Here is a 19,059-nt window from a genome sequence, read left to right as displayed (position 1 = left end):
CGTCGCCTCCTCCAGATTCCGGTATCACGCTACCGCACTGGACCGCCCGGACAGCTAAGTGAAGGTATTGTCATGCCTCCTGATAAAGACATCGTACCTCTTGAGCTTCCATCGCTCTCGATGACCACAAAACTGCCATATAGGGCAAAAGTCATCTTATGACTATTTGAGATTGTCCGTTGTCTTGGCCGAAGCTGTGATGTAACTTACAGAACGTTGACCCACTCCACCGACAAAGGACGCCGTGTTCCCAGCACCCCTCACAGTCCCCCGCCCGATGTTGACCCCCGAGGGCCAGCCCGCAATGGCCGACTGGAGCCTTACCCCGTCCAAGGTCCACCTCAACCACGGTTCATATGGGTCCGTTCCCCGCGCGGCCCAGGCACATCAGCTGAAACTCAAAGAGCTCATGGACCAGAACCCCTGTCCTTGGTTCATGGGCCAATTCGAGCTCGTGGCCACGGCGAGAACAGAGATCGCGGAGTTCCTCATTGTCGACCCGCGACACCTCGCTCTGGTCCCCAACGCCAGCGCGGGTGTCAGCGCCGTGTACAACTCGCTGGTCTTCGCACCCGGTGCCGAGATCGTGACCACCAACCACGCGTACGGCGCCGTTTTGCAGGGCGCAGAGCGGGTGGCCCGTAAGGCCGGCGGCAAGGTCCGGATCGCAGAGATCCCGCTGGCGGCGGGTGCGGAGGAGGTTTGTGCGCTGGTCATGGCCGAAGTGAATCCCAGAACGGCCCTCATTGTGGTTGACCAGATCACCTCCGCAACTGCCCGGGCCTTCCCTGTTGAGGAGATTGCCAGGGCGGCTTCCCTTCTGGGTGTACCCGTGCTGGTGGACGCGGCCCACGCTCCGGGAGTGCTGGAGTCCCCGGTTCCCGATTTTGAGGGCTTTTGGGTAGGCAATCTGCACAAATTTGCCTGCGCGCCCCGAGGTACAGCAGCGCTGGTGGCGCGCGGACCCCAAGCACAGGCACTGGAACCCTTGATCGATTCATGGGGCTTCCCGTACAGCTTCCCGGAGAACTTCGATCACGTGGGAACCCAGGACGTGACCTCATGGATGGCAGCCCGAACCGCCTTCGACACCATAGAAGAGCGATACGGCTGGGCGACGTTCCGCAACTACGCCAGAGAGCTTTGTGACTACGGACAAGCACTGATCGGCGAGGCATTTGCCAATGCCACGGGCCAGAACCCGGCGGTCGACGTCGGCATGCCGATAGGGCCGCTGCGCCTGATCCGCCTCCCCGAGGGCCTCGCCACTACCCACGAGGATTCCCACGCTGTCCGCGGCTATATCTCGGACCAACTGGATATTGAAACTGCCATCACAACCTTCAACGGACAGGGCTATCTGCGGCTTTCGGCCCATCTGTACAACTCCCCCAAGGATTACGAGATATTCGCGGAAAGGGCGGTTCCGGAACTGGTCCGGCTCGCCCATTCTCTGTAGACCCCACCCGCACCCGCTAAGCCGGTGCAATCACTTAACCAATCAACGGAGGACCCACGTGAAATCCAGAATTATGGCGTCTGCGGCTGCAGGCCTGGCGGCTGTTCTTGCACTTGCCGGGTGTGGAGGCGGCCAGACGGCGGCCGATGGCAAAGTCACCCTGAAGATGGTGGAAAGCCTCACGAACCCCACCCGGACGGAAACCCTGAAGAAGCTCATTTCCGGCTTCGAGCAGGCAAACCCCGACATCAAGGTGGAACTTATTTCGCCTCCCACCGATCAGGCGGACCAGAAGATCCAGCAGATGCTCCAGTCCGGCAAGGGCATCGATGTGGTGGAGGCCCGCGACATCACAGTGGGGTCCTTCGGTGCCAACAACTGGCTCTACGACATGACCAAGGACCTCGATGGTTGGGACGGCTGGAGCAACCTGACAGACAACGCGGTGACGTACTCGAAGCAGAACGGCAAGACCTACTACATCCCGTACGGTTTCTACGGCCTTTCCCTCTTCTACCGTTCGGACCTGGTCAAGTATGCCGGGTTTGACGGCCCTCCGGGCAGCTGGGAGGAGATGGCGAAACAGGCCGAGGCACTCAACAAACCCTCTGAGAATAAGTTCGGTTACGCCTTCCGTGGCGGCAGCAACGCCAACTCCAACGCCGTTGCCATCATCGAGGCATATGTGGCGGACGAGATCGATCGGGAGAACGCGTTCAAGCTGACGAACGGCAAGACAATCTTCTCCTCTCCCAAGGCCCAGCAAGCCATGGATCTGTACATTGACCTCTTCAAGAAGGGTTCCCCGCCGTCGTCAGTAGCTTGGGGCTACCCCGAGATGGTGCAGGGCTTCAGCAATGGCTCCACCGCTTTCCTGCTCCAGGACCCAGAGGTCATTGCCACGGTCAAGGAATCGCAGGCCATCAAGCAGGACCAATGGAACGTCGCACCACTGCTGGTGGGACCGGGCGGCAAGGCAATCCAGCCTGTGGCTTCGGCCGGTTGGGGCATCGCGGAGTCATCCAAGTCCAAGCCCGAAGCAGTCAAGCTCATCAAGTACCTGGCACAGGGAGATGCTGCCACCACGTTCAGCAAGGACAACAGTCTGGTTCCCACGCTGAAGTCCGCCGCCCAAGACACCTTCTACAGCACCGGACCTTGGGCTGCCTACGTGAAGATGACGGAGAACCCTGACACGTACGTTTCGGCGATCCAGCCGCGCAGTGTCTCCTGGTGGACGGAGTGGATCAAGAAGGCCGACGGCGAACTTCAGCGCGTCCTCACCGGGCAGATGTCCACGGCTGACCTGTTGTCCAGTTGGGACAGCTACTGGACCGAAAAGATGAAGGGATAGCTTCCGGTGACTCTCGACGTCAAGCAGGCCGCACCGCCCCCTTCGGGGCGGAAAGCCGCGCTGTCGGAACCCGGCAGGGGCAGCTCGTCCAAGCGGCGGTTCAGCGGCCGGACCGCGTTGACCTTGCTGGCTTTCCTGGCGCCGGCTGCGGTTTTCGTGGGGATCTTCACGTACTACCCCATGATTGCCGGCAGCCAAATGGCGTTCCGGAACTGGAACCTGAACGACCTTTCCGATACTTCCTGGGTTGGCTTTGGGAACTTCCAGAGCCTGTTCGATGCTCCCGAATTCGGCACGATCGTCCGCAATACGGTGGTGTGGGTCGTTGGCTCGCTGGTCCCGCAGGTTGTCATCGGCTTCGCGGTGGCACTGTTCCTGAAGCGCCGGTTCCGGATGCGTGGAGCGTACCAAGCCATGATCTTCTTCCCGTGGGCTGTGTCCGGGTTCCTCATCGGCATGCTCTTCCGGTGGATGTTCAATGCCGAATTCGGGGTGGTCAATGACCTCCTGATGAAGGCGGGGCTCATCGGCTCACCTATTCCGTGGCTGTCCGATCCCGGCTTCGCGATGACAGCGATCATCATTGCCAATATCTGGTACGGCGTGACCTTCTTCGCCATCATGATCCTCGCTGCGCTGCAATCGGTGTCCGATGAAATGTATGAGGCCGCCGCCTTGGATGGTGCGGGCAAGGTACGGACGTTCTTCAGCATCACGCTCCCGAGCATCTCCACGACGCTGGCGCTGACTATCCTGTTGCGGGTGATCTGGATCTTCAATTTCCCGGACATCATCTTCGCCATGACCGGCGGCGGACCGGCGGACCAGACCCACATCATCACCACGTACATGATCAAAATTACCCAGGAAGGCGACTACGGCAAGGCGTCCGCACTGGGGTTGATCGTGATGGTCACCCTCATGCTCTTCGCAGCCTTCTACCTCATGGCTGTGCGCTTTCGAAAGGCGGACCGATGATCAACAGTCCCACCCTTATTGGCCGGGTTTCCAAGGTCGTCTTTTTGGGCCTCTGCCTGATCGTCACCGTTTTTCCGCTGTACTGGATCGTGGTGACTTCCCTGAAGGAACCGGGGGCCATCTATTCGCTGCCCTTGGATTACTGGCCAAAGCAGTTGTCCTTGGACAATTACATCGGGCTGTTCACCAAGTCGGATTTCGGCCAGTACATGCTCAACAGCCTGGTGGTGGCGCTGGTGGCGTCCTCGGTGGCCACCCTCATCTCGCTGCTCTCCGCGTATGTCCTGGCGAGGTTCCAGTTCTCCGGACGCGGGGCTGTTCTTGGTGCGTTCCTCATCACGCAGATGATTCCCGGGTTCATTGCCTTGGGCCCGTTGTACCTGATGATGACCGATTTCGGCTTGGTTGATTCCAAGACCGGCCTGATCCTCATCTACATCGCCATCTGCATTCCGTTCTGCACCATCATGCTCCGTGGTTTCTTCGAGAACGTTCCCGACGCGTTGGAAGAGGCGGCCATGATTGATGGCTGTTCAAGGCTGAGTGCGCTTTTCAGGGTGATCGTTCCGGTGATGCTGCCGGGAATTGCGGCGAGTTTCGTGTTCAACTTCGTCAATTGCTGGAACGAGTTGTTCCTGTCCGTGACTCTCATGAACAGCGACAGCAACAAGACCATCCCGACGGCGTTGGCCGGCTTTATCTCCAGCTTCAACATTGACTGGGGTTCCATGTCCGCTGCCGCGGTTTTGACGGTGGTACCCACGTTGGTGATTTTCGCTTTCGCCAGCAAGTTCATTGTCCAGGGACTTACCGCGGGCTCAGTCAAAGGCTGAGCGAGGCACTCAACAGAAAAGCAGCGCCGGTACCTTCCGGCGCTGCTTTCCTCTTGCGTATCAAGCGCTCAAAATGCCCGACGCCGGACTCACGCCTTTTTCTTCGCCCGCGCCTTGGGCTTACTGGCAGTCTTGCTGGCGGCAGCGTCGTCGTCGGACGCTTTTTCCTTGCCGCGCTTCTTGTCCAGGCTGCGTTTCAGGGCCTCCATGAGGTCGATGACGTCGCCGCCCTCTCCTTCGCCTTCAGCGTTGCCGAAGGTGGCTTCCGTGTCCAGAGCCTCGCCCTTTTCGAGCTTCGCTTCGATGAGTGTCTTCAACTGGGCCTGGTAGTCGTCGGTGTATTCATCCGGGTCGAAGTCATGGGCCATGGATTCCACCAGGGCGGAGGACATTTCCAATTCCTTGTCCGAGATTTTGATGTCCGTCTCCAGGGACGGGAACTTGGCCTCGCGGACCTCGTCGCCCCAGAGGAGAGCCTGCAGCAGCAGCACGTCGCCGCGCACCCGCAGGGCACCCAGCCGGGTCTTCTGCCGCAGCGCATACTGGACAATCGCGATCCTGTCCGTGTCTTCCAGCGTTTGCCGCAGCAGCATGTAGGCCTTGGGCGACTTGGAATCGGGCTCCAGGAAATAGCTGCGCTCGTACATGATCGGGTCCAGCTGCTCGGCAGGAATGAACTCCACCACCTCTATTTCGCGGCTGTTCTCCTCCGGCAAGGACTTCAACTCGGCTGCCGTGAGGACCACGGTGCGGCCTTCTTCCTCGTAGGCCTTGTCAATATCCTCGTAAGCTACGACTTCGCTGCAAATTTCGCATTTCCGCTGGTATCGAATGCGCCCGCCGTCCTTATTGTGGACTTGGTGCAGGCCAATGTCGTGATCCTCCGTGGCACTGTAGAGCTTCACTGGTACGTTGACCAGACCGAACGCGATAGATCCCTTCCATATAGCCCTCATGCACCCAGTCAACAGCACAACACAGCGGAGGAGAAGAGGTGGCAGGCAAGCAGCAGGAGCGGGTGAACGTGGAAGGCCACGAACTCACCCTCACCAACCTGGGCAAAATCATCTACCCGGAAACCGGGACCACCAAGGCTGAGGTCCTTGAGTACTACGCCACCGTGGCTCCCTTCCTCATCCCCGCCGCGGCCAACCGCCCCGTCACGCGCAAACGCTGGGTGAACGGCGTGGGCACGGCCGAACATCCGGGAGAAGTGTTCTTCCAGAAGAATCTGGAAGACTCCGCACCACGATGGATCCCGCGGGCCGCCATCCAGCATTCGGACCACAGCAACGTGTACCCCATGGTGAACAACCTGGCCACGCTCACCTGGATGGCCCAGATCGCCTCCCTGGAAATCCACGTTCCGCAATGGCAGGTGAATGCTTCCGGGAAGCCCCTCCGGCCGGACCGGTTCGTTCTGGACCTGGACCCGGGGCCCGGCGCCGGGCTGCCGGAGTGCGTTGAAGTGGCCATGCTGGCCCGCTCCATCCTGCAGGACATGGGCATGGAACCCGTCCCTGTCACCAGCGGAAGCAAAGGCATCCACCTCTATACAGGGCTCGACGGCACACTGAAATCCGAGCAAGTATCCGCGTTCGCCCACGAGCTCGCGCGCGCCCTGGAAGCCGACCACCCCAGCCTTGTGGTCAGCGACATGAAGAAATCCCTGCGCCGGGGCAAGGTCCTTGTGGATTGGAGCCAGAACAGCGGGAACAAGACAACCATCGTTCCGTACTCCCTGCGCGGCAAAGCCCACCCCACGGTTGCGGCTCCCCGGACGTGGCAGGAGCTGGATTCTCCTTCCCTTGACCATTTGGACTATGCGGAAGTGATGGAACGGGTCAGCTCGGGCACGGACCACTTCGCGCCTATTTCCGACCGGCACCTGCCGCCCCACGGCGAGGACGAGAATGACGACGGCGGCACTTCCGGTACGTCGTCCGGTGGCCGGGAGCGTGTGGTGACGGTGGAGAACCGTCTCGCCAAATATGTCGGGATGCGCGATCCCGGCAAAACCCCGGAGCCGTTTCCGTCGTCGTCGGCTGTTTCTGCGGTGCCGCAGGTCCCCGCTCCCACCTCCGCGCAGCCCAAGCCGGGTGATCCTGCGCCGCCCGGCGGCATCTTCGTGATCCAGGAACACCACGCACGCCGCTACCATCTGGACCTGCGGTTGGAGCACAACGGCGTCCTGGCTTCGTGGGCGTTGCCCCGCGGCGTCCCGGAAACATCCGAGCGGAACAACCTGGCCGTCCACACCGAGGACCACCCCATGGAGTACGCAACGTTCGCCGGGGTCATTCCGAAGGGCGAGTACGGGGCGGGAACCATGACCATTTGGGACCGCGGCGAGTTCACGTGCGAGAAGTGGCGCGACGGCAAGGAAGTCATCGCGACGCTCACGGGCGAGCCGGGTGGTGGCCTTGGCGGCACCAAGCGTCTGGCCCTGATCAATACGGGCGACCGCTGGCTGATCCACCTGATGAAGGAGCAGCCGGGCGCCAAGCGGACCACCAAAACTGCGGCCGCAGCACCGCGCCAGGCCACACCGGAACCGGAGCAGGATCCCGGGTCCAAGCAGGAGGTTGAGCCGCGGCCGCTGCGCGACTACGCGCCGATGCTGGCCACGCCCGGGACCACAGCTGATCTTCACGGCGACAACTGGCTTTACGAACTCAAATGGGACGGCATCCGGGCCATTATCACCGGCACCGAGGGCCGGATCCGCCTCATGAGCCGCAACGGGAACGACCTCACGGCCGCCTATCCTGAACTGACGGACCGCGCTTGCTGGCCGGACGGGGATTTTGTGGCGGACGGCGAAATCGTGGCCCTTGGCAAGGGGTCCAGGCCGGATTTTGGCAGGCTGCAGCTTCGGATGAACCTGGTGAAGACGGCCGACATCGAGCGGGCGCGCGTCTCGGTCCCTGTGCAGCTCATGCTTTTTGATTTGTTGTACGACGCCGGCACGGACGTGAGCGGCCTGCCTTTCGTCGAGCGTCGCGAAAGGCTGGACGCGTTCGCCGAACGCATGCCCGGAGGCTGCCCGGTCCATGTTTCCGCCGTGCTGGACCACGACGTTGACGACCTCATGACCAGCGCCGCGGATCTGGGCCTGGAAGGTGTCATGGCCAAGAAGGCCGACAGCCGTTATGTGGTGGGCCGCCGCAGTGCGTCGTGGATCAAACTCAAGCTGGAGCAGAGCCAGGAAGTGGTGGTCGGTGGTTGGCGGCCCGGCGCCGGAGCCCGGAGTGGCACTTTCGGGGCGTTGCTGCTGGGCATTCCCGACGGCGACACCTTGCACTATGTGGGAAGGGTGGGGACGGGATTCAAGGACTGGCAGCTGCGGGACATCATGGAGCAGCTGGAGCCCCTGGTGGTGGACGATTCCCCGTTCAAGGACATTCCCAGGGAGGACGCCGCCGGGGCCCGCTGGGTTAAGCCTGTGCTGGTGGCAGAGGTGACTTTCGGCAACTGGACAGGTCCTGGCAGGCTTCGTCATCCGGTGTGGCGGGGGTGGCGTCCGGACAAATCCCCTCAGACGTGAGCCAGCCCAACTAGGTCGCAGATGACGTCGTTTTGAGCGCTCAGAACGACGTGTGCTGCTACTCAGTTGGGCTGGCTGCGTTAGTTGCTGCGGCTAGGAGGAGTGTGGCATCTGCGGACGGCTGGTCCGGTGGATCGCAGTCACAGCAGCGGCCTGGCCCATGCGGCCGTGGGCCTGGTCGCGTTCCTTCGGGTGGCGGCGTTTGCCGTTTCCGTCGGGCCACTGCTTGCTTGAGTCCGCACCCAAAGCAACCGCAACGGTTGTTGGCTCAGGCATGGGGGCCATGTCCATGGACTCCACCAAGTGGCTTGCCACCTCAGGATCGATGCTCTCAGCGTTGTGATTCGCAGTCATGGTTCTTCCTTTCCAGTGCGCCTTTATTTCCGGTGTGCCTGTCCGCCGGAATTACCAGCGGACCTTCTTCTCGGTCTTGGCTTGCTTGCCGCTGGCGGCCGTGGGCTTGTGCCCCTTGCCTGTGCTTTGCCAGCCGGCCGGGGCACCACCGCCGGACTTGCTGGCGAGCATGGCCCGTTGGGCTTCGGTGAGTTTGGACTTGATGCCGCCGTTGGCCGGGGTCTTGTTGTTGTCGGAAGGGTTGGCAGTCATAAGGACTCCTAAAGTGTGTGAGTCCTGAAGAGACACGTGTCCCGTGGCGTTCGGTTCGAGAAAAGGCGTCGACAACGGGAACGGCTTGGAGGCAAGCCTCAACAGGCGCGGATTTTTGTCTTCTGTTGCGCAGCGGCGGGCTCATGCAGAGCACGGGCCGGTCTACTCAAAAATCAGTGTTCCCATGCGTCATACCCTAACCGCGATCCTCCATATTTGTGAACCCCTGGACTAGCATGACTCTCGTGATCCGGAGTACGACGATCGTCACCGCCCTCCGCGATGCCGGTTGCGTTTTTGCCGAGGACGAAGCGCGGCTCCTCATGGATGCTGCCCAACATCCGGACGAGCTCGACCGGATGGTGGACCTGCGCGTTGCCGGGCTGCCGCTGGAGCACATCCTGGGATGGGTGGATTTCTGCGGGACCCGGATGGCCGTTGATCGTGGGGTTTTCGTGCCGCGGAGGCGCACGGAATTCCTGGTACGGCAGGCGGTGCCGGCAGCCCGGCGGCCAGCCGATGGACGCCGCCCCGTCGTCGTGGATCTGTGCTGCGGCTCCGGAGCGATAGGTGCGGCACTCAACGACGTCCTGGGCGGTTGCGAACTGCACGCAGCCGATATTGATCCTGCCGCGGTGGCCTGCGCCCGGCGCAACGTCGAGCCCCGGGGAGGCACTGCTTACCTGGGCGATCTCTTCGATCCGCTCCCCCGCCGGCTGCTGGGCCGCGTTGATGTGCTCCTGGTCAACGCTCCCTATGTCCCCTCGGAATCGATCAGTCTGATGCCTCCGGAAGCGCGGCTGCACGAGCCCGCTGTGGCGCTCGACGGCGGCGCTGACGGTTTGGACGTGCAGCGTCGGGTTGCGCTTGGGGCGCCTGGGTGGTTGGCGCCGGGTGGGCGGATCCTGATCGAGACGTCGCGGCAGCAAACGGGTGAAACGGCCGCACTCCTGAGGGCCTCGGGGTTGATGGCCGACGTCGTGACGGATGAGGATCTCGAAGCCACTCTGGTGATCGGATCGCAGCGAGGGACAATTCATCACTCTTAGGACCCGAATCCCCAAGGCCCGGGCAGCGGAGATCTCGTCGGCCAGATCCATGGTCATGGCTTCCCGGAGGACCATGCGGTGAGCTGGTTGAGGTAGTAGCGGGTGTCGGCGGTGTGGCCACTGTACTTCTGGTCGTTCTTTGGAGGGAGCCGTCCTTCCGCAGACCACGGGCCTTCCAGCCTGAAACGGCGAACCTCTTCACTAAACCGCCGTAGCCGACGTCGATGTAGACCGCGTCGGCATCACTGAGGCGTTCGCCTTCGGTAGTGGTGAGTGCGGTGATCATTGCGGCCGGTCTCTTGCAAAAGCGGCCCGGTCGGGCAGGCAATGGTTGGCGTGAAAGTGTCTGTGCCCCGTGAGAGCGTTTCGCTCATGATGTTTGAAGATGACCGGAGGGCCGTCCCCAGGGTTGTCGTGGCGCGTCCTCACGACCACCTCTACGAGGACCACGAGCTGGATCTTGCTGCAGCCATCGCGTGGTGCCTGAAACGGGCTGCCGGAGACGAACGGGGGTCGGGCCTGAGCATCATGCACGGCGCTTCGGAAGGGATGGTTGGCGCCCAGCCATGGATCACGGCATTCAAACCAGAACACCTCAGTGGCCTCGTGATTGAGCCCAAAGTACCTACGATCCCGGACCCGGTCGTCGCTGCGGCGAACGATACTTTTGCGAACCCCATCAATTCTTCGACCGGGTTGTCTCACAGCAGTGATCGCTCGACCGTTACCGCGGGCAACACAATAGAGTCGTGTCGCGTACTAGGCCAAACGTTGTGGAGATCTGGCGCGAAATGGCCGCATAGCGTATTGCATGCTCCCGCTGTTGCGTGGTTGGCGTGTCGGCCCTGCCCAGCTCGTCAGGAATATCCGCCACGCCACACATATAGGTAGGGCGCATCGGACATTCGCCCGCGGTCGGAGGTTTGGGGCGTCTTTGTTGATTCGAGATTTGGGGGCAGCAGTGAATTTGAATGGCTACGCATCCACTACGGCGGTGTCGCGCAGACGGCGCGGCGTGGACTGGACAGTGCTGGTGAAGCTTGTCGGTCTGGTCCCGTCACTGTTGGTCGGCCTGATGATCCTCATCCTTGCGGGTTCCATGATTGTGGGGGCTATACCGCAGGTGCCCGCGTGGGCCGGCTGGGTGCCGTTTGGGTTGGCCACGGTGTGGTTTCTGCTCGGTTTCCTCTGGTTCGCACCGTTCGTTCAGGGGTTTCTGGCCAGGTGGTTCTTTCAGTTCCGCGAGCCGGTGAATGCCGAACAGTTGCACTTGGATCGGTCATGGCATGAGGTTCTGCGGCGGGCCGGCTTGAGCGGCCGGGGCAGGTATCGGCTATGGGTTGAGGATACGGATGCGCTGAATGCCAGCGCTGCCGGGGGAAACATTGTCGCTGTTACCCGCGGTGCTTTGCGGTATCACGGTGATCATCTGGGCGCGGTGCTTGCCCACGAGTTAGGCCATCACCTTAACGGGCACACTTATCCGGGTCTTTTGGCCTGGTGGTACAGCCGGCCTCTGGCGGTCGTGCGTTACGCGGTCCGGGTCGTGCTGCGTGTCGGGTTGGGTATCGTGCGGTTCATCTCCTACCTCAACGTTTTGGTGGCCTTGTTCGCCTATATCTTCATCGGGGGAACCTACTTGATGGTCGCATTCGGAGTCATCCGGTTGATCCTCTGGGCATGGGAACAGTCCTGGGTCGCCATGGTGGTCCTCGCCCTGGCCGTCATTCTGGGTCCGGTGATGAACAGGCAGGCTGAGTTCCGGGCCGACAGAATGGCAGTCTCTCTCGGCTATGGACCAGCCCTGGTAGAGGTTTTCCGGGAGTGGCAATCTTTCGGGTTCGACGACCAGGGCGGCCGCCGGGGGCTCCGCGCCTTGTACCTGGCATCGCATCCTCCGTTGCACGCCCGGATCCGCCGAATCGAAAAGCAGCTTCCTCTGCGGGCCTGACCTTTGGCGCCGCCACACCATTCCCGGTTGGTTCTGAAGGCCTGGTCCAGTATTTCTGCGCCAGGCTCACGGCAGGCGTGCTCGTTGGAAATGATGCCGTGAAAGCCGGCCCGTTTTCGGCAACCGCTTCGGCCGTTCCTGTCTTGCCTCCGACGCGGTAGCCAGGCAACGGTATGCCCGTCTCTCGCCAGTGCCGAATTTCCGCAGGTACTCATACCGCTGCTCGCGGGAGAGCTTCTCGTGTCCGTTGAGCCGCCTTCTGGCCGATACGCTGGAATCATCAGGCAAGAGCCTGCTGTGCCGTTAACGAACAAAAGACCCGAGTGCAATCGGGTCTTTGTTCAGCGCGGTGCGCTCATTGGTGCGGTCAGAGGGTCATATCCTCAAATCCGAACACTTTGAGTCTATGGCCCTACGCACGGAGGGCGCAACGTTGTTGTGCCCACAGACACGTGCAGGCCGTGCCCTGTTCCTCCGGGAGGAGGTGCCGGCATGGAATCCAAACGGAAACGTGAAGAACCATGGGGCGCCTGGAACCTGGAGGTCAACATCATCCGACTAGTCGTTGATGTCGTCCGCTTGTTCTGGCACAACATCCCCTAACCGGGAGCGGTGGCCATCGGCGCAATGCTGGTGGCCACCGTCAATGTGACATCGGCTGGTTCTACTCGGGCGACTGCCCGGCCCGTATTTGGGCACGATGATCGGAGCGAGACTCCCAAACAGTCAGCTTTTAGGCCCGATTCGGCCGTGTTAAGTGGGCATAGCTAAACAATTTGGTAACAACGAGCCTCGCGGGGCAAAAACCACCCGACTTCCGCGTCCTTACAGGGCAAAAGCCGGTAATGAGATGCAACACACCTAGGCAATTTGCACCCTCTCAGGTGCCAAAAATCGGATCTCAACTCGGGTTTTGGGGCTGAACCGCGTAAAATTGAAACCCTGCCCAGAGCGGGGCAGCAGAAGTCGCAAGCAAATGACCTCCCTAGGAGAAGCCCAAATGCCCACAGACCAAAGCAACACCGTCTCTCCGGATGGCGCAAGGAACGCCACCGGGAACCAGGTATTGGCAGGCCACACCCCGGCCGCCACAAACGCAGTAAAGAACGCAACGAAGAAACCCAAGCTTCGCCCGAAGCGCCGGCTCAAAGAGTCCGACGTTAACGTGGTGGATAAGCCGATGCTGCGCAAAGCACTCGGCGGCACGATCGTCGGCAACACCATGGAATGGTACGACGTCGGTGTCTTCGGCTACCTCATCACCACCATGGGCCCTGTCTTCCTTCCGGAAGCAGACAAGTCCGTCCAGACACTCTTCCTTCTGGGCACCTTCGCCGCAACCTTCATCGCCCGCCCCCTTGGTGGCGTCGTGTTCGGTTGGCTCGGCGACAAGGTTGGCCGCCAGAAGGTACTCGCAGCAACACTGATGCTGATGGCGGCAAGTACGTTCGCCGTCGGCCTCCTGCCCGGCTACGCGCAGATCGGCATCTGGGCCGCCGCGCTGCTGGTGATCCTGAAGCTCATCCAGGGCTTCTCCACCGGTGGCGAGTACGCCGGTGCCACCACGTTTGTCAGCGAGTACGCCCCGGACAAGCGCCGCGGATACTTCGCCAGCTTCCTTGATATGGGCAGCTACATCGGCTTCGCCCTCGGTGCCGCCCTGGTGTCCGTCCTCCAGCTCACGCTGGGACAGGCAGCCATGGAGGAATGGGGTTGGAGGATCCCGTTCCTGATCGCCGGTCCGCTGGGGCTCATTGCTGTTTACTTCCGTAGCAAGATCGAGGAATCCCCCCAGTTCCAGGCAACCCTGGATGCGCAGGAGGCTTCCGCCAAGGACGCGGCCTCGCAGGATGCCGCCGTCGCCAAGGGTCCCATTGGCATCATCAAGGCCTACTGGCGCCAGATTGTGCTGGCCATGATCCTCGCGGCCGCAGCCAACACCGTTGGCTACGCACTGACCTCTTACATGCCCACGTACCTCACGGACTCCAAGGGTTACGACCCCGTCCACGGCACCCTGCTGACCATCCCGGTCCTGGTGATCATGGCGGTGTGCATCCCGCTGACCGGTAAGCTCTCGGACCGCATCGGCCGCCGCCCCGTGCTGTGGGTTGGCGCAGGCAGCACCATTGTCTTCGCCATCCCGGCGTTCCTGCTGATTGGCATCGGCGAAATCTGGTCCACGCTGGCCGGCCTGGCGCTGATCGCTTTCCCGGTGACGTTCTACATCGCCAACCTGGCTTCGGCCCTTCCGGCCTTGTTCCCGACGTCCAGCCGTTACGGCGGAATGGGCATCGCTTACAACTTCTCGGTTGCGATCTTCGGCGGAACCACGCCGTTCATCGTGCAGGGTCTGATCGAGGGCACCGGCGATGACATGATGCCGGCGTACTACCTGATGGCCACCTCCATTGTTGGTGCGATCGCCATCTACTTCCTGCGTGAATCCGCCCAGCGTCCGCTGCCGGGCTCCATGCCCAGCGTGGACACGCAGGCTGAAGCCCGCGAGCTCGTGGCAACGCAGGACACCAACCCGCTCATCAATCTGGACGAGATGCCGTTCGACGGCCAGCCCATTGATGACGCAGTGTTCGGTAAAGGCAACAAGGACCTGACTTCCGCATAGGACCCTTTGCCTGCAACTTCTGCACAGCGATTCCGATAGTTCGCGGCATCGTGCCGCCCACCGCAGCCACCAGCCCCAAGGCGCTCTCCTTGAGGTTGGTGGCTGCGGCTGTTAAAGCCCCAATTGTGCGGCCACGGCCCCGCCAATGACCCTCGCGCCCTCGGGGAAGCGACCGGGGTTGGGGCCGGCGTAGTTAAGCCGGACGTAGGGGCCTTCGGGTTCAGCGGGGAACCATTCCGTTCCGGCAGCAATGAGCACCCCGGCCGCTTCGCAATCCTTGGTGAGCCGTTCGACGTCGAACCCGTCAGGCATCCGCAACCACAGGTTCAAGCCGCCTTTGGGCAGGTGGCTGAGGTGCGCCTGCGGAACGTGCTCGCGGAGGCTGGTGACCAAAAGGTCGCGCCGCGATTGCAGTTGATGGCTGAGGCCGCGAAGGTGCGTTTGCCACCCGGGCTGCGTGACGACGTCGAGCGCTGCCGCCTGCAGCAGCCCGCTGACGTACATCGACTCGGCTGCCTGGGCGCCCATGATCCGTTCACGGGCCGGGCCGCGGGCGATGATCGCCGCCACCCGGACGGATGGAGAGACGCTTTTGGTCAGGGAACGGATGTAGACGATGTGGCCGGAATCGTCCTTAGCGGCGATCGGCACCGACGGCGCTGTGATGCCAAAATCGTGGGCCCAGTCGTCCTCCACAAGGAAAGCCCCGTGGCGCTGCACAATCCGCAGCACTTCCTCGCCGCGCTCCGCGGACCACTGGGCACCCGTAGGATTCGCGAAATTGGGCTGGGCGTAGAACAGCCGTGCGCCGGATTCCTCAAAGGCGCGGTCCAGCTCGTCCGGGTCCGGCCCCTCCGGGCCGCTGGGAACGGGGATGACGTTCACGCCGGCCTGCCCCGCAGCGAGCAGCGCACCCCAGTAGCTTGGCGACTCCACCAGCAGCGGCTGGCCGTGCCCCACCAAGCCTCGGAAAATCGAGCTGAGTCCGCTCTGGCTGCCGGGCAGAACGACGACGTCGCTCGGCTGGGGCGGCGCGACACCCACCGGCGTGGAGGTGCTGAGCTCGTGCGCGAACCAGGATTGGAGTTCCGGAAGGCCCTGCGCCGGGGGCCGCGACAACGCGGCATCGCCGCGGGCTGCGCGTGTCAGAGCGGCACGGACCAGCCTTTCCGGCAGGAGTTCGCGATCGGGATATCCGGAGTGGAACGCTATGACGTCGTTGGAGGCGCTGCGCATGGCAGCGGAGTTCAGTGGCCTGGCGGTTTGGGCCGATCGCAGGGCAGCCGTCTGCCAGCCGTAGTCGGAGGGCCTTGCCGTGCGGTAGGCGCGAACGAAGGTGCCCACCCCCGGCCGGCTCTCGATCAAGCCTTGGGCGGTGAGGGTCCGCAGCGCCTTTTGCACGGTCACGGGACTCGCCTGGTATTCGGCCACGAGTTGCCTGGTGGATGGCAGTTTTGCTCCGGGAGCAGCTCCGGCGATCCAGTCTTTTACTCGCGAGACGATCCGGGAACTGCTATCGTTATTCATGAGTCACAATAGTAGCGCTACTACGCTTTCGCGGCCAGTGATATCCACCAAGACTTCTACGGGCATCTGGTGGGGGCTCCTGGGCGTCCTAACATTCTCCTTCACAGTGCCGCTGACCCGGGTGGCCGTAGAGGGCATGTCTCCCCTCTTTATCGGAGCAGGTCGCGCCGTGGTGGCGGCAACCCTCGCAGCACTCGCCTTGGGCCTGACTCGGCAACGATTCCCGCGCGGGGTTCAGTGGCTCCGACTGGCCGTGGTGGCCGGAGGAATCGTTGCCGGTTTCCCCTTGCTGACGACCTTCGCCCTCACCAGCACCTCGGCAAGCCACGGAGCCGTGGTCATTGCGCTACTGCCCGCAGCCACCGCCACGGTAGCGGTGATCCGCGGCCGGGAACGCCCCCGTCCGTTGTTCTGGATCCTGACGGCAGTAGGTGTGGTGGCCGCCCTGGTTTTCGCCCTGGTCCAATCCGGCGGTTTCGGTTCCCTGCACTGGGCTGACCTCCTGCTGCTTGGCGCTGTCCTGGCCGCCGCCATCGGCTACGCGGAGGGCGGACTGCTGGCCCGCGAACTGGGCGCCTGGCAGACCATCTCCTGGGCATTGGTGGTGGCCTCACCCGTGATGATCGTGCTGACACTGGTCTCGCTGGGCTCCGGACTGCCCGCAGCGTCACCGGTCCAATGGTTGTCCTTCGCCTATCTGGGGGTCGTGAGCATGTTCCTGGGATTCTTCGCCTGGTACCACGGCCTTGCGATCGGACCCATGGCCCAGGTCAGCCAAATCCAACTGGTCCAGCCCGTCATGAGCATCGCGTGGGCCGGGCTGATGCTGGGCGAGTCGATGACGTGGACCACTGTTGTGGGCGGGCTGGCGGTGATCCTCTGCGCAGGTGCCGCTGTCCGCGTAAGGCTCAACCCGCCGTCGGACTCATGACAGCACTGCTCCTACGAACACACTGAAAAAGGAAAGCTGACATGTACACCCCAGCGCATTTCGCGGCCTCCGACCAGGCCCTGAGCAACCTGCTCAACAACGGCGGGGCGGCCAACCTTGTCACCATGACTCCCGACGGGCTGCTCGCCACGCTCCTGCCCTTCGTTTACGAGCCGGACGTCGGTGAACACGGAGCCCTGCACGCACATATGGCCCGGAACAACACCCAGTGGTCCTCCCCCGTCACCGGTGAAGCCCTGATGATCGTCCAGGGCGCCGACGCCTACATTTCGCCCTCGTGGTACGCATCGAAAGCCGAACACGGCCGTGTGGTGCCCACCTGGAACTACTCCACCGCACACGTCTACGGTCAGCTTGTTGTTCATGACGACGCCGAATGGCTGGGCCGGCACGTCCGCCGCCTCTCCGACCACCACGAGGCCGGCAGGCCCCGCCCGTGGTCGGTGGACGAAGCACCCGAGCGCTTCATCGCCGGACAACTGAGGGCGATTGTCGGCGTCGAACTTGTGATCACCCGGGTGGAGGCGAAGACGAAACTCAGCCAAAACCGTGCTCCAGCGGATGTTGACGGCGTGATTGCCGGGCTCCGTGCCTCCGGCGACCCGGCGAGCGCAGCGGATGTGGAACGGGCGCGGACCTCGTAGACTCGGCAAATGCGTGAGGAAACTGCACCATCACCCGGGCCAGTGGGCGCGATCCACCATCTTGAGATTTGGGTGCCGTTCCTCGAGCGCGCCCGGGAAGAATGGGGTTGGCTCCTGGGCCAGCTCGGCTACGAGCCATTCCAGGAATGGCCCACGGGCTGCAGTTGGAAGCTCGGTGGGACGTACGTTGTGGTGGAGCAAACCGACGCCATCACCGGCACGGCCCACCGCCGGACTGATCCCGGGGTCAACCATGGCATTTCATGCAGGCACGCGGGAGAACGTGGACAGGATCCGGTCACTCGGCGCGGACGCTGGGTGGTACGAGATGTTTGAGTCCAAGTACCCGCATGCCGGCGGGCCGGACCACTACGCCGCGTACCTGCTCAACACCGACAGCTACGAGGTTGAACTGGTGGCGGAATAGCTACGCCGGAGGAACTGCAGGACGCCACATCGCCACCCGCGGCCAACGGGTCAGCCCCAACTCGGCCTCGTGCTCCATGAGGTGGGCGAGCTCCGGGCCCCAGGTACCGGCGTCGAGCACTTCAAAACCAAGGCGCCGATAGTACGGAGCGTTCCAGGGCACATCCCGGAACGTGCTCAACGTTTGACGCTGCATGCCGTGGCCGCGTGCCCAGATGCGCGCTGCATGCAACAGCTCGCGGCCGATGCCCTGGTGCGCGTAGTCGGGGTGGACGCTGACCTGCTCCACGTGGCCGTCGCCATCAACAACGTCCGCCAGCAGGTACGCCACCGGGTAGTCGAGGCCATCGACGGATACCCAGGCTCGTCCCGCGGCTGCGTAGGCACCCAACGTTTCCACGGGAAATGGCTCGTCGTCCGCGACCTGGTCCATGCCGAGTTGCCTGAAGGTCTCCCCCGCGGCGCGCTCGATGTCCTGCATCATCTGCAGGTCGTCCGAGTGGGCGAGGCGGATCATTCCCGGGAATCCTTGGCTGGCGGCGCTTGGTCCACCAGGAACCCGTTGCGGCTTTCGATCAGGTTCTGCATGTACCGGCCCAGGACCAGCTTCTCCACGAGCCGGCCCAGCGGTCCGAACGGCGCAGCGAACTCCACGGTGTCCACCATGAGGGTTCCGTTGCCGTCGGGCCGGAACTCGTGAGTGTGGCGGAGGTACTTGAAAGGGCCCTTCACCTGTTCGTCAGTGAACGACGCCGGAGCCTCCATCCGCACGATGCGGCTGGTCATGCGGAACCGGACTCCCAGGTGCCAGGCCTGCCAGGTGACGGTCTCGCCTTCCGAGATCAACCCGGACGTCACCCCTGCGATGGCCTTCTCGCGGCTCTTGGTCATCGACCCCACGTGGGCATCGATGTTGCGCGAAAGATCGAACAGTTCCTGGGGCGGCAGGCTGGAACGGGTGCGGCAGACGAATGCAACGGGCATACCTTGATCTTCGCAGAGTTTCCGGGCCCCAAATGTCTCACTTCATGCTACGGGTTGTGACCGGGCTTATGGCGGCGTTGACAGCGCACTGATAATTTCGGAAACAAACCCTTTGAAGATTGG

At 62.6% G+C, this 19,059-nt stretch carries 16 protein-coding genes and 1 pseudogene; 11 read left to right on the top strand and 6 right to left on the bottom strand.

The window, feature by feature from the left end; translation table 11 throughout:
* Positions 1–277 precede the first annotated feature (277 nt).
* Genes IEY62_RS20235 through IEY62_RS20220 form a run of 4 tightly spaced genes read left to right on the top strand, consistent with a single transcriptional unit; the run spans position 278 to position 4,624 of the window.
* A complete protein-coding gene (locus IEY62_RS20235; protein WP_229785479.1) occupies positions 278–1,459 on the top strand; it encodes an aminotransferase class V-fold PLP-dependent enzyme in 1,182 nt (393 codons plus the stop codon).
* 58 nt (positions 1,460–1,517) lie between these two features.
* On the top strand, positions 1,518–2,813 hold the full coding sequence (locus tag IEY62_RS20230; RefSeq protein ID WP_229785478.1) for an ABC transporter substrate-binding protein: 1,296 nt from the start codon (positions 1,518–1,520) through the stop codon (positions 2,811–2,813).
* A 6-nt stretch (positions 2,814–2,819) separates the two neighbouring features.
* Positions 2,820–3,791 carry a carbohydrate ABC transporter permease gene (locus tag IEY62_RS20225; RefSeq protein ID WP_189021199.1) on the top strand — a complete coding sequence of 324 codons (972 nt, stop codon included), beginning with the start codon at positions 2,820–2,822 and terminating at the stop codon, positions 3,789–3,791.
* Positions 3,788–4,624: a carbohydrate ABC transporter permease gene (locus IEY62_RS20220; protein ID WP_189021198.1), complete on the top strand. Its 837-nt coding sequence runs from the start codon at positions 3,788–3,790 to the stop codon at positions 4,622–4,624. The genes IEY62_RS20225 and IEY62_RS20220 overlap by 4 nt, the downstream gene beginning before the upstream one ends.
* Positions 4,625–4,713: 89 nt before the next feature.
* Here the strand turns inward: IEY62_RS20220 and ku are convergent, their stop codons facing one another.
* Positions 4,714–5,580: a non-homologous end joining protein Ku gene (ku, locus tag IEY62_RS20215; protein ID WP_189021197.1), complete on the bottom strand. Its 867-nt coding sequence runs from the start codon at positions 5,578–5,580 to the stop codon at positions 4,714–4,716.
* A gap of 38 nt (positions 5,581–5,618) precedes the next feature.
* On the opposite strand from ku, the gene IEY62_RS20210 reads away from it, so the two are divergent.
* A complete protein-coding gene (locus tag IEY62_RS20210; protein WP_189021196.1) occupies positions 5,619–8,171 on the top strand; it encodes an ATP-dependent DNA ligase in 2,553 nt (850 codons plus the stop codon).
* A gap of 93 nt (positions 8,172–8,264) precedes the next feature.
* Here the strand turns inward: IEY62_RS20210 and IEY62_RS20205 are convergent, their stop codons facing one another.
* The gene (locus tag IEY62_RS20205; RefSeq protein WP_189021195.1) at positions 8,265–8,525 is read right to left on the bottom strand and encodes a hypothetical protein; all 261 of its coding nucleotides are present in this window, start codon (positions 8,523–8,525) and stop codon (positions 8,265–8,267) included.
* A gap of 51 nt (positions 8,526–8,576) precedes the next feature.
* Positions 8,577–8,777 carry a hypothetical protein gene (locus tag IEY62_RS20200; protein ID WP_189021194.1) on the bottom strand — a complete coding sequence of 67 codons (201 nt, stop codon included), beginning with the start codon at positions 8,775–8,777 and terminating at the stop codon, positions 8,577–8,579.
* 236 nt (positions 8,778–9,013) lie between these two features.
* Here IEY62_RS20200 and IEY62_RS20195 point away from each other — a divergent pair, with 236 nt between their 5' ends.
* From IEY62_RS20195 to IEY62_RS20185, 3 genes are all read left to right on the top strand, one after another.
* Complete coding sequence (locus IEY62_RS20195) at positions 9,014–9,826, top strand: putative protein N(5)-glutamine methyltransferase (RefSeq protein ID WP_189021193.1); 813 nt, start codon at positions 9,014–9,016, stop codon at positions 9,824–9,826.
* A gap of 961 nt (positions 9,827–10,787) precedes the next feature.
* On the top strand, positions 10,788–11,777 hold the full coding sequence (locus IEY62_RS20190) for a M48 family metalloprotease (RefSeq protein WP_189021192.1): 990 nt from the start codon (positions 10,788–10,790) through the stop codon (positions 11,775–11,777).
* Positions 11,778–12,777: 1,000 nt separating this feature from the next.
* Positions 12,778–14,403 (top strand): MFS transporter, encoded by a 1,626-nt coding sequence (locus tag IEY62_RS20185; RefSeq protein ID WP_189021191.1) that lies wholly within the window; start codon positions 12,778–12,780, stop codon positions 14,401–14,403.
* 111 nt (positions 14,404–14,514) lie between these two features.
* Here the strand turns inward: IEY62_RS20185 and IEY62_RS20180 are convergent, their stop codons facing one another.
* A complete protein-coding gene (locus tag IEY62_RS20180) occupies positions 14,515–15,930 on the bottom strand; it encodes an aminotransferase-like domain-containing protein (protein WP_189021190.1) in 1,416 nt (471 codons plus the stop codon).
* On the opposite strand from IEY62_RS20180, the gene IEY62_RS20175 reads away from it, so the two are divergent.
* The 3 genes and pseudogenes from IEY62_RS20175 to IEY62_RS20165 all read left to right on the top strand — a co-directional run bounded on the left by IEY62_RS20175 (position 15,929) and on the right by IEY62_RS20165 (position 17,953).
* Entirely contained in the window at positions 15,929–16,861 is a 933-nt protein-coding gene (locus IEY62_RS20175) for a DMT family transporter (protein WP_189021189.1), read from the top strand. The genes IEY62_RS20180 and IEY62_RS20175 overlap by 2 nt on opposite strands.
* Positions 16,862–16,902: 41 nt before the next feature.
* A complete protein-coding gene (locus tag IEY62_RS20170; protein ID WP_189021188.1) occupies positions 16,903–17,526 on the top strand; it encodes an FMN-binding negative transcriptional regulator in 624 nt (207 codons plus the stop codon).
* Positions 17,527–17,535: 9 nt separating this feature from the next.
* Positions 17,536–17,953, top strand: a pseudogene (locus tag IEY62_RS20165) (VOC family protein).
* Here the strand turns inward: IEY62_RS20165 and IEY62_RS20160 are convergent.
* Positions 17,954–18,469: a GNAT family N-acetyltransferase gene (locus IEY62_RS20160; protein WP_189021187.1), complete on the bottom strand. Its 516-nt coding sequence runs from the start codon at positions 18,467–18,469 to the stop codon at positions 17,954–17,956. It abuts the pseudogene before it with no gap.
* On the bottom strand, positions 18,466–18,936 hold the full coding sequence (locus IEY62_RS20155) for an SRPBCC family protein (protein WP_189021186.1): 471 nt from the start codon (positions 18,934–18,936) through the stop codon (positions 18,466–18,468). The genes IEY62_RS20160 and IEY62_RS20155 overlap by 4 nt, the downstream gene beginning before the upstream one ends.
* Positions 18,937–19,059 lie beyond the last annotated feature (123 nt).

The sequence above is a fragment of the Paenarthrobacter histidinolovorans genome (assembly GCF_014647595.1).
Classification (GTDB): domain Bacteria; phylum Actinomycetota; class Actinomycetes; order Actinomycetales; family Micrococcaceae; genus Arthrobacter; species Arthrobacter histidinolovorans.
The sequence above is the reverse complement of the archived record's forward strand: the minus strand, read 5'-3'. Positions and strand labels throughout refer to the sequence as shown.

What these genes read in the sequence shown, in the direction of transcription:
- IEY62_RS20235 (WP_229785479.1), top strand. Translation starts at nt 278, where the DNA reads ATGTTGACCCCCGAGGGCCAGCCCGCAATGGCCGACTGGAGCCTTACC.
- IEY62_RS20220 (WP_189021198.1), top strand. Translation starts at nt 3,788, where the DNA reads ATGATCAACAGTCCCACCCTTATTGGCCGGGTTTCCAAGGTCGTCTTT.
- ku (WP_189021197.1), bottom strand. Translation starts at nt 5,580, where the DNA reads ATGAGGGCTATATGGAAGGGATCTATCGCGTTCGGTCTGGTCAACGTA.
- IEY62_RS20205 (WP_189021195.1), bottom strand. Translation starts at nt 8,525, where the DNA reads ATGACTGCGAATCACAACGCTGAGAGCATCGATCCTGAGGTGGCAAGC.
- IEY62_RS20200 (WP_189021194.1), bottom strand. Translation starts at nt 8,777, where the DNA reads ATGACTGCCAACCCTTCCGACAACAACAAGACCCCGGCCAACGGCGGC.
- IEY62_RS20195 (WP_189021193.1), top strand. Translation starts at nt 9,014, where the DNA reads ATGACTCTCGTGATCCGGAGTACGACGATCGTCACCGCCCTCCGCGAT.
- IEY62_RS20185 (WP_189021191.1), top strand. Translation starts at nt 12,778, where the DNA reads ATGCCCACAGACCAAAGCAACACCGTCTCTCCGGATGGCGCAAGGAAC.
- IEY62_RS20175 (WP_189021189.1), top strand. Translation starts at nt 15,929, where the DNA reads ATGAGTCACAATAGTAGCGCTACTACGCTTTCGCGGCCAGTGATATCC.
- IEY62_RS20180 (WP_189021190.1), bottom strand. Translation starts at nt 15,930, where the DNA reads ATGAATAACGATAGCAGTTCCCGGATCGTCTCGCGAGTAAAAGACTGG.
- IEY62_RS20170 (WP_189021188.1), top strand. Translation starts at nt 16,903, where the DNA reads ATGTACACCCCAGCGCATTTCGCGGCCTCCGACCAGGCCCTGAGCAAC.
- IEY62_RS20160 (WP_189021187.1), bottom strand. Translation starts at nt 18,469, where the DNA reads ATGATCCGCCTCGCCCACTCGGACGACCTGCAGATGATGCAGGACATC.
- IEY62_RS20155 (WP_189021186.1), bottom strand. Translation starts at nt 18,936, where the DNA reads ATGCCCGTTGCATTCGTCTGCCGCACCCGTTCCAGCCTGCCGCCCCAG.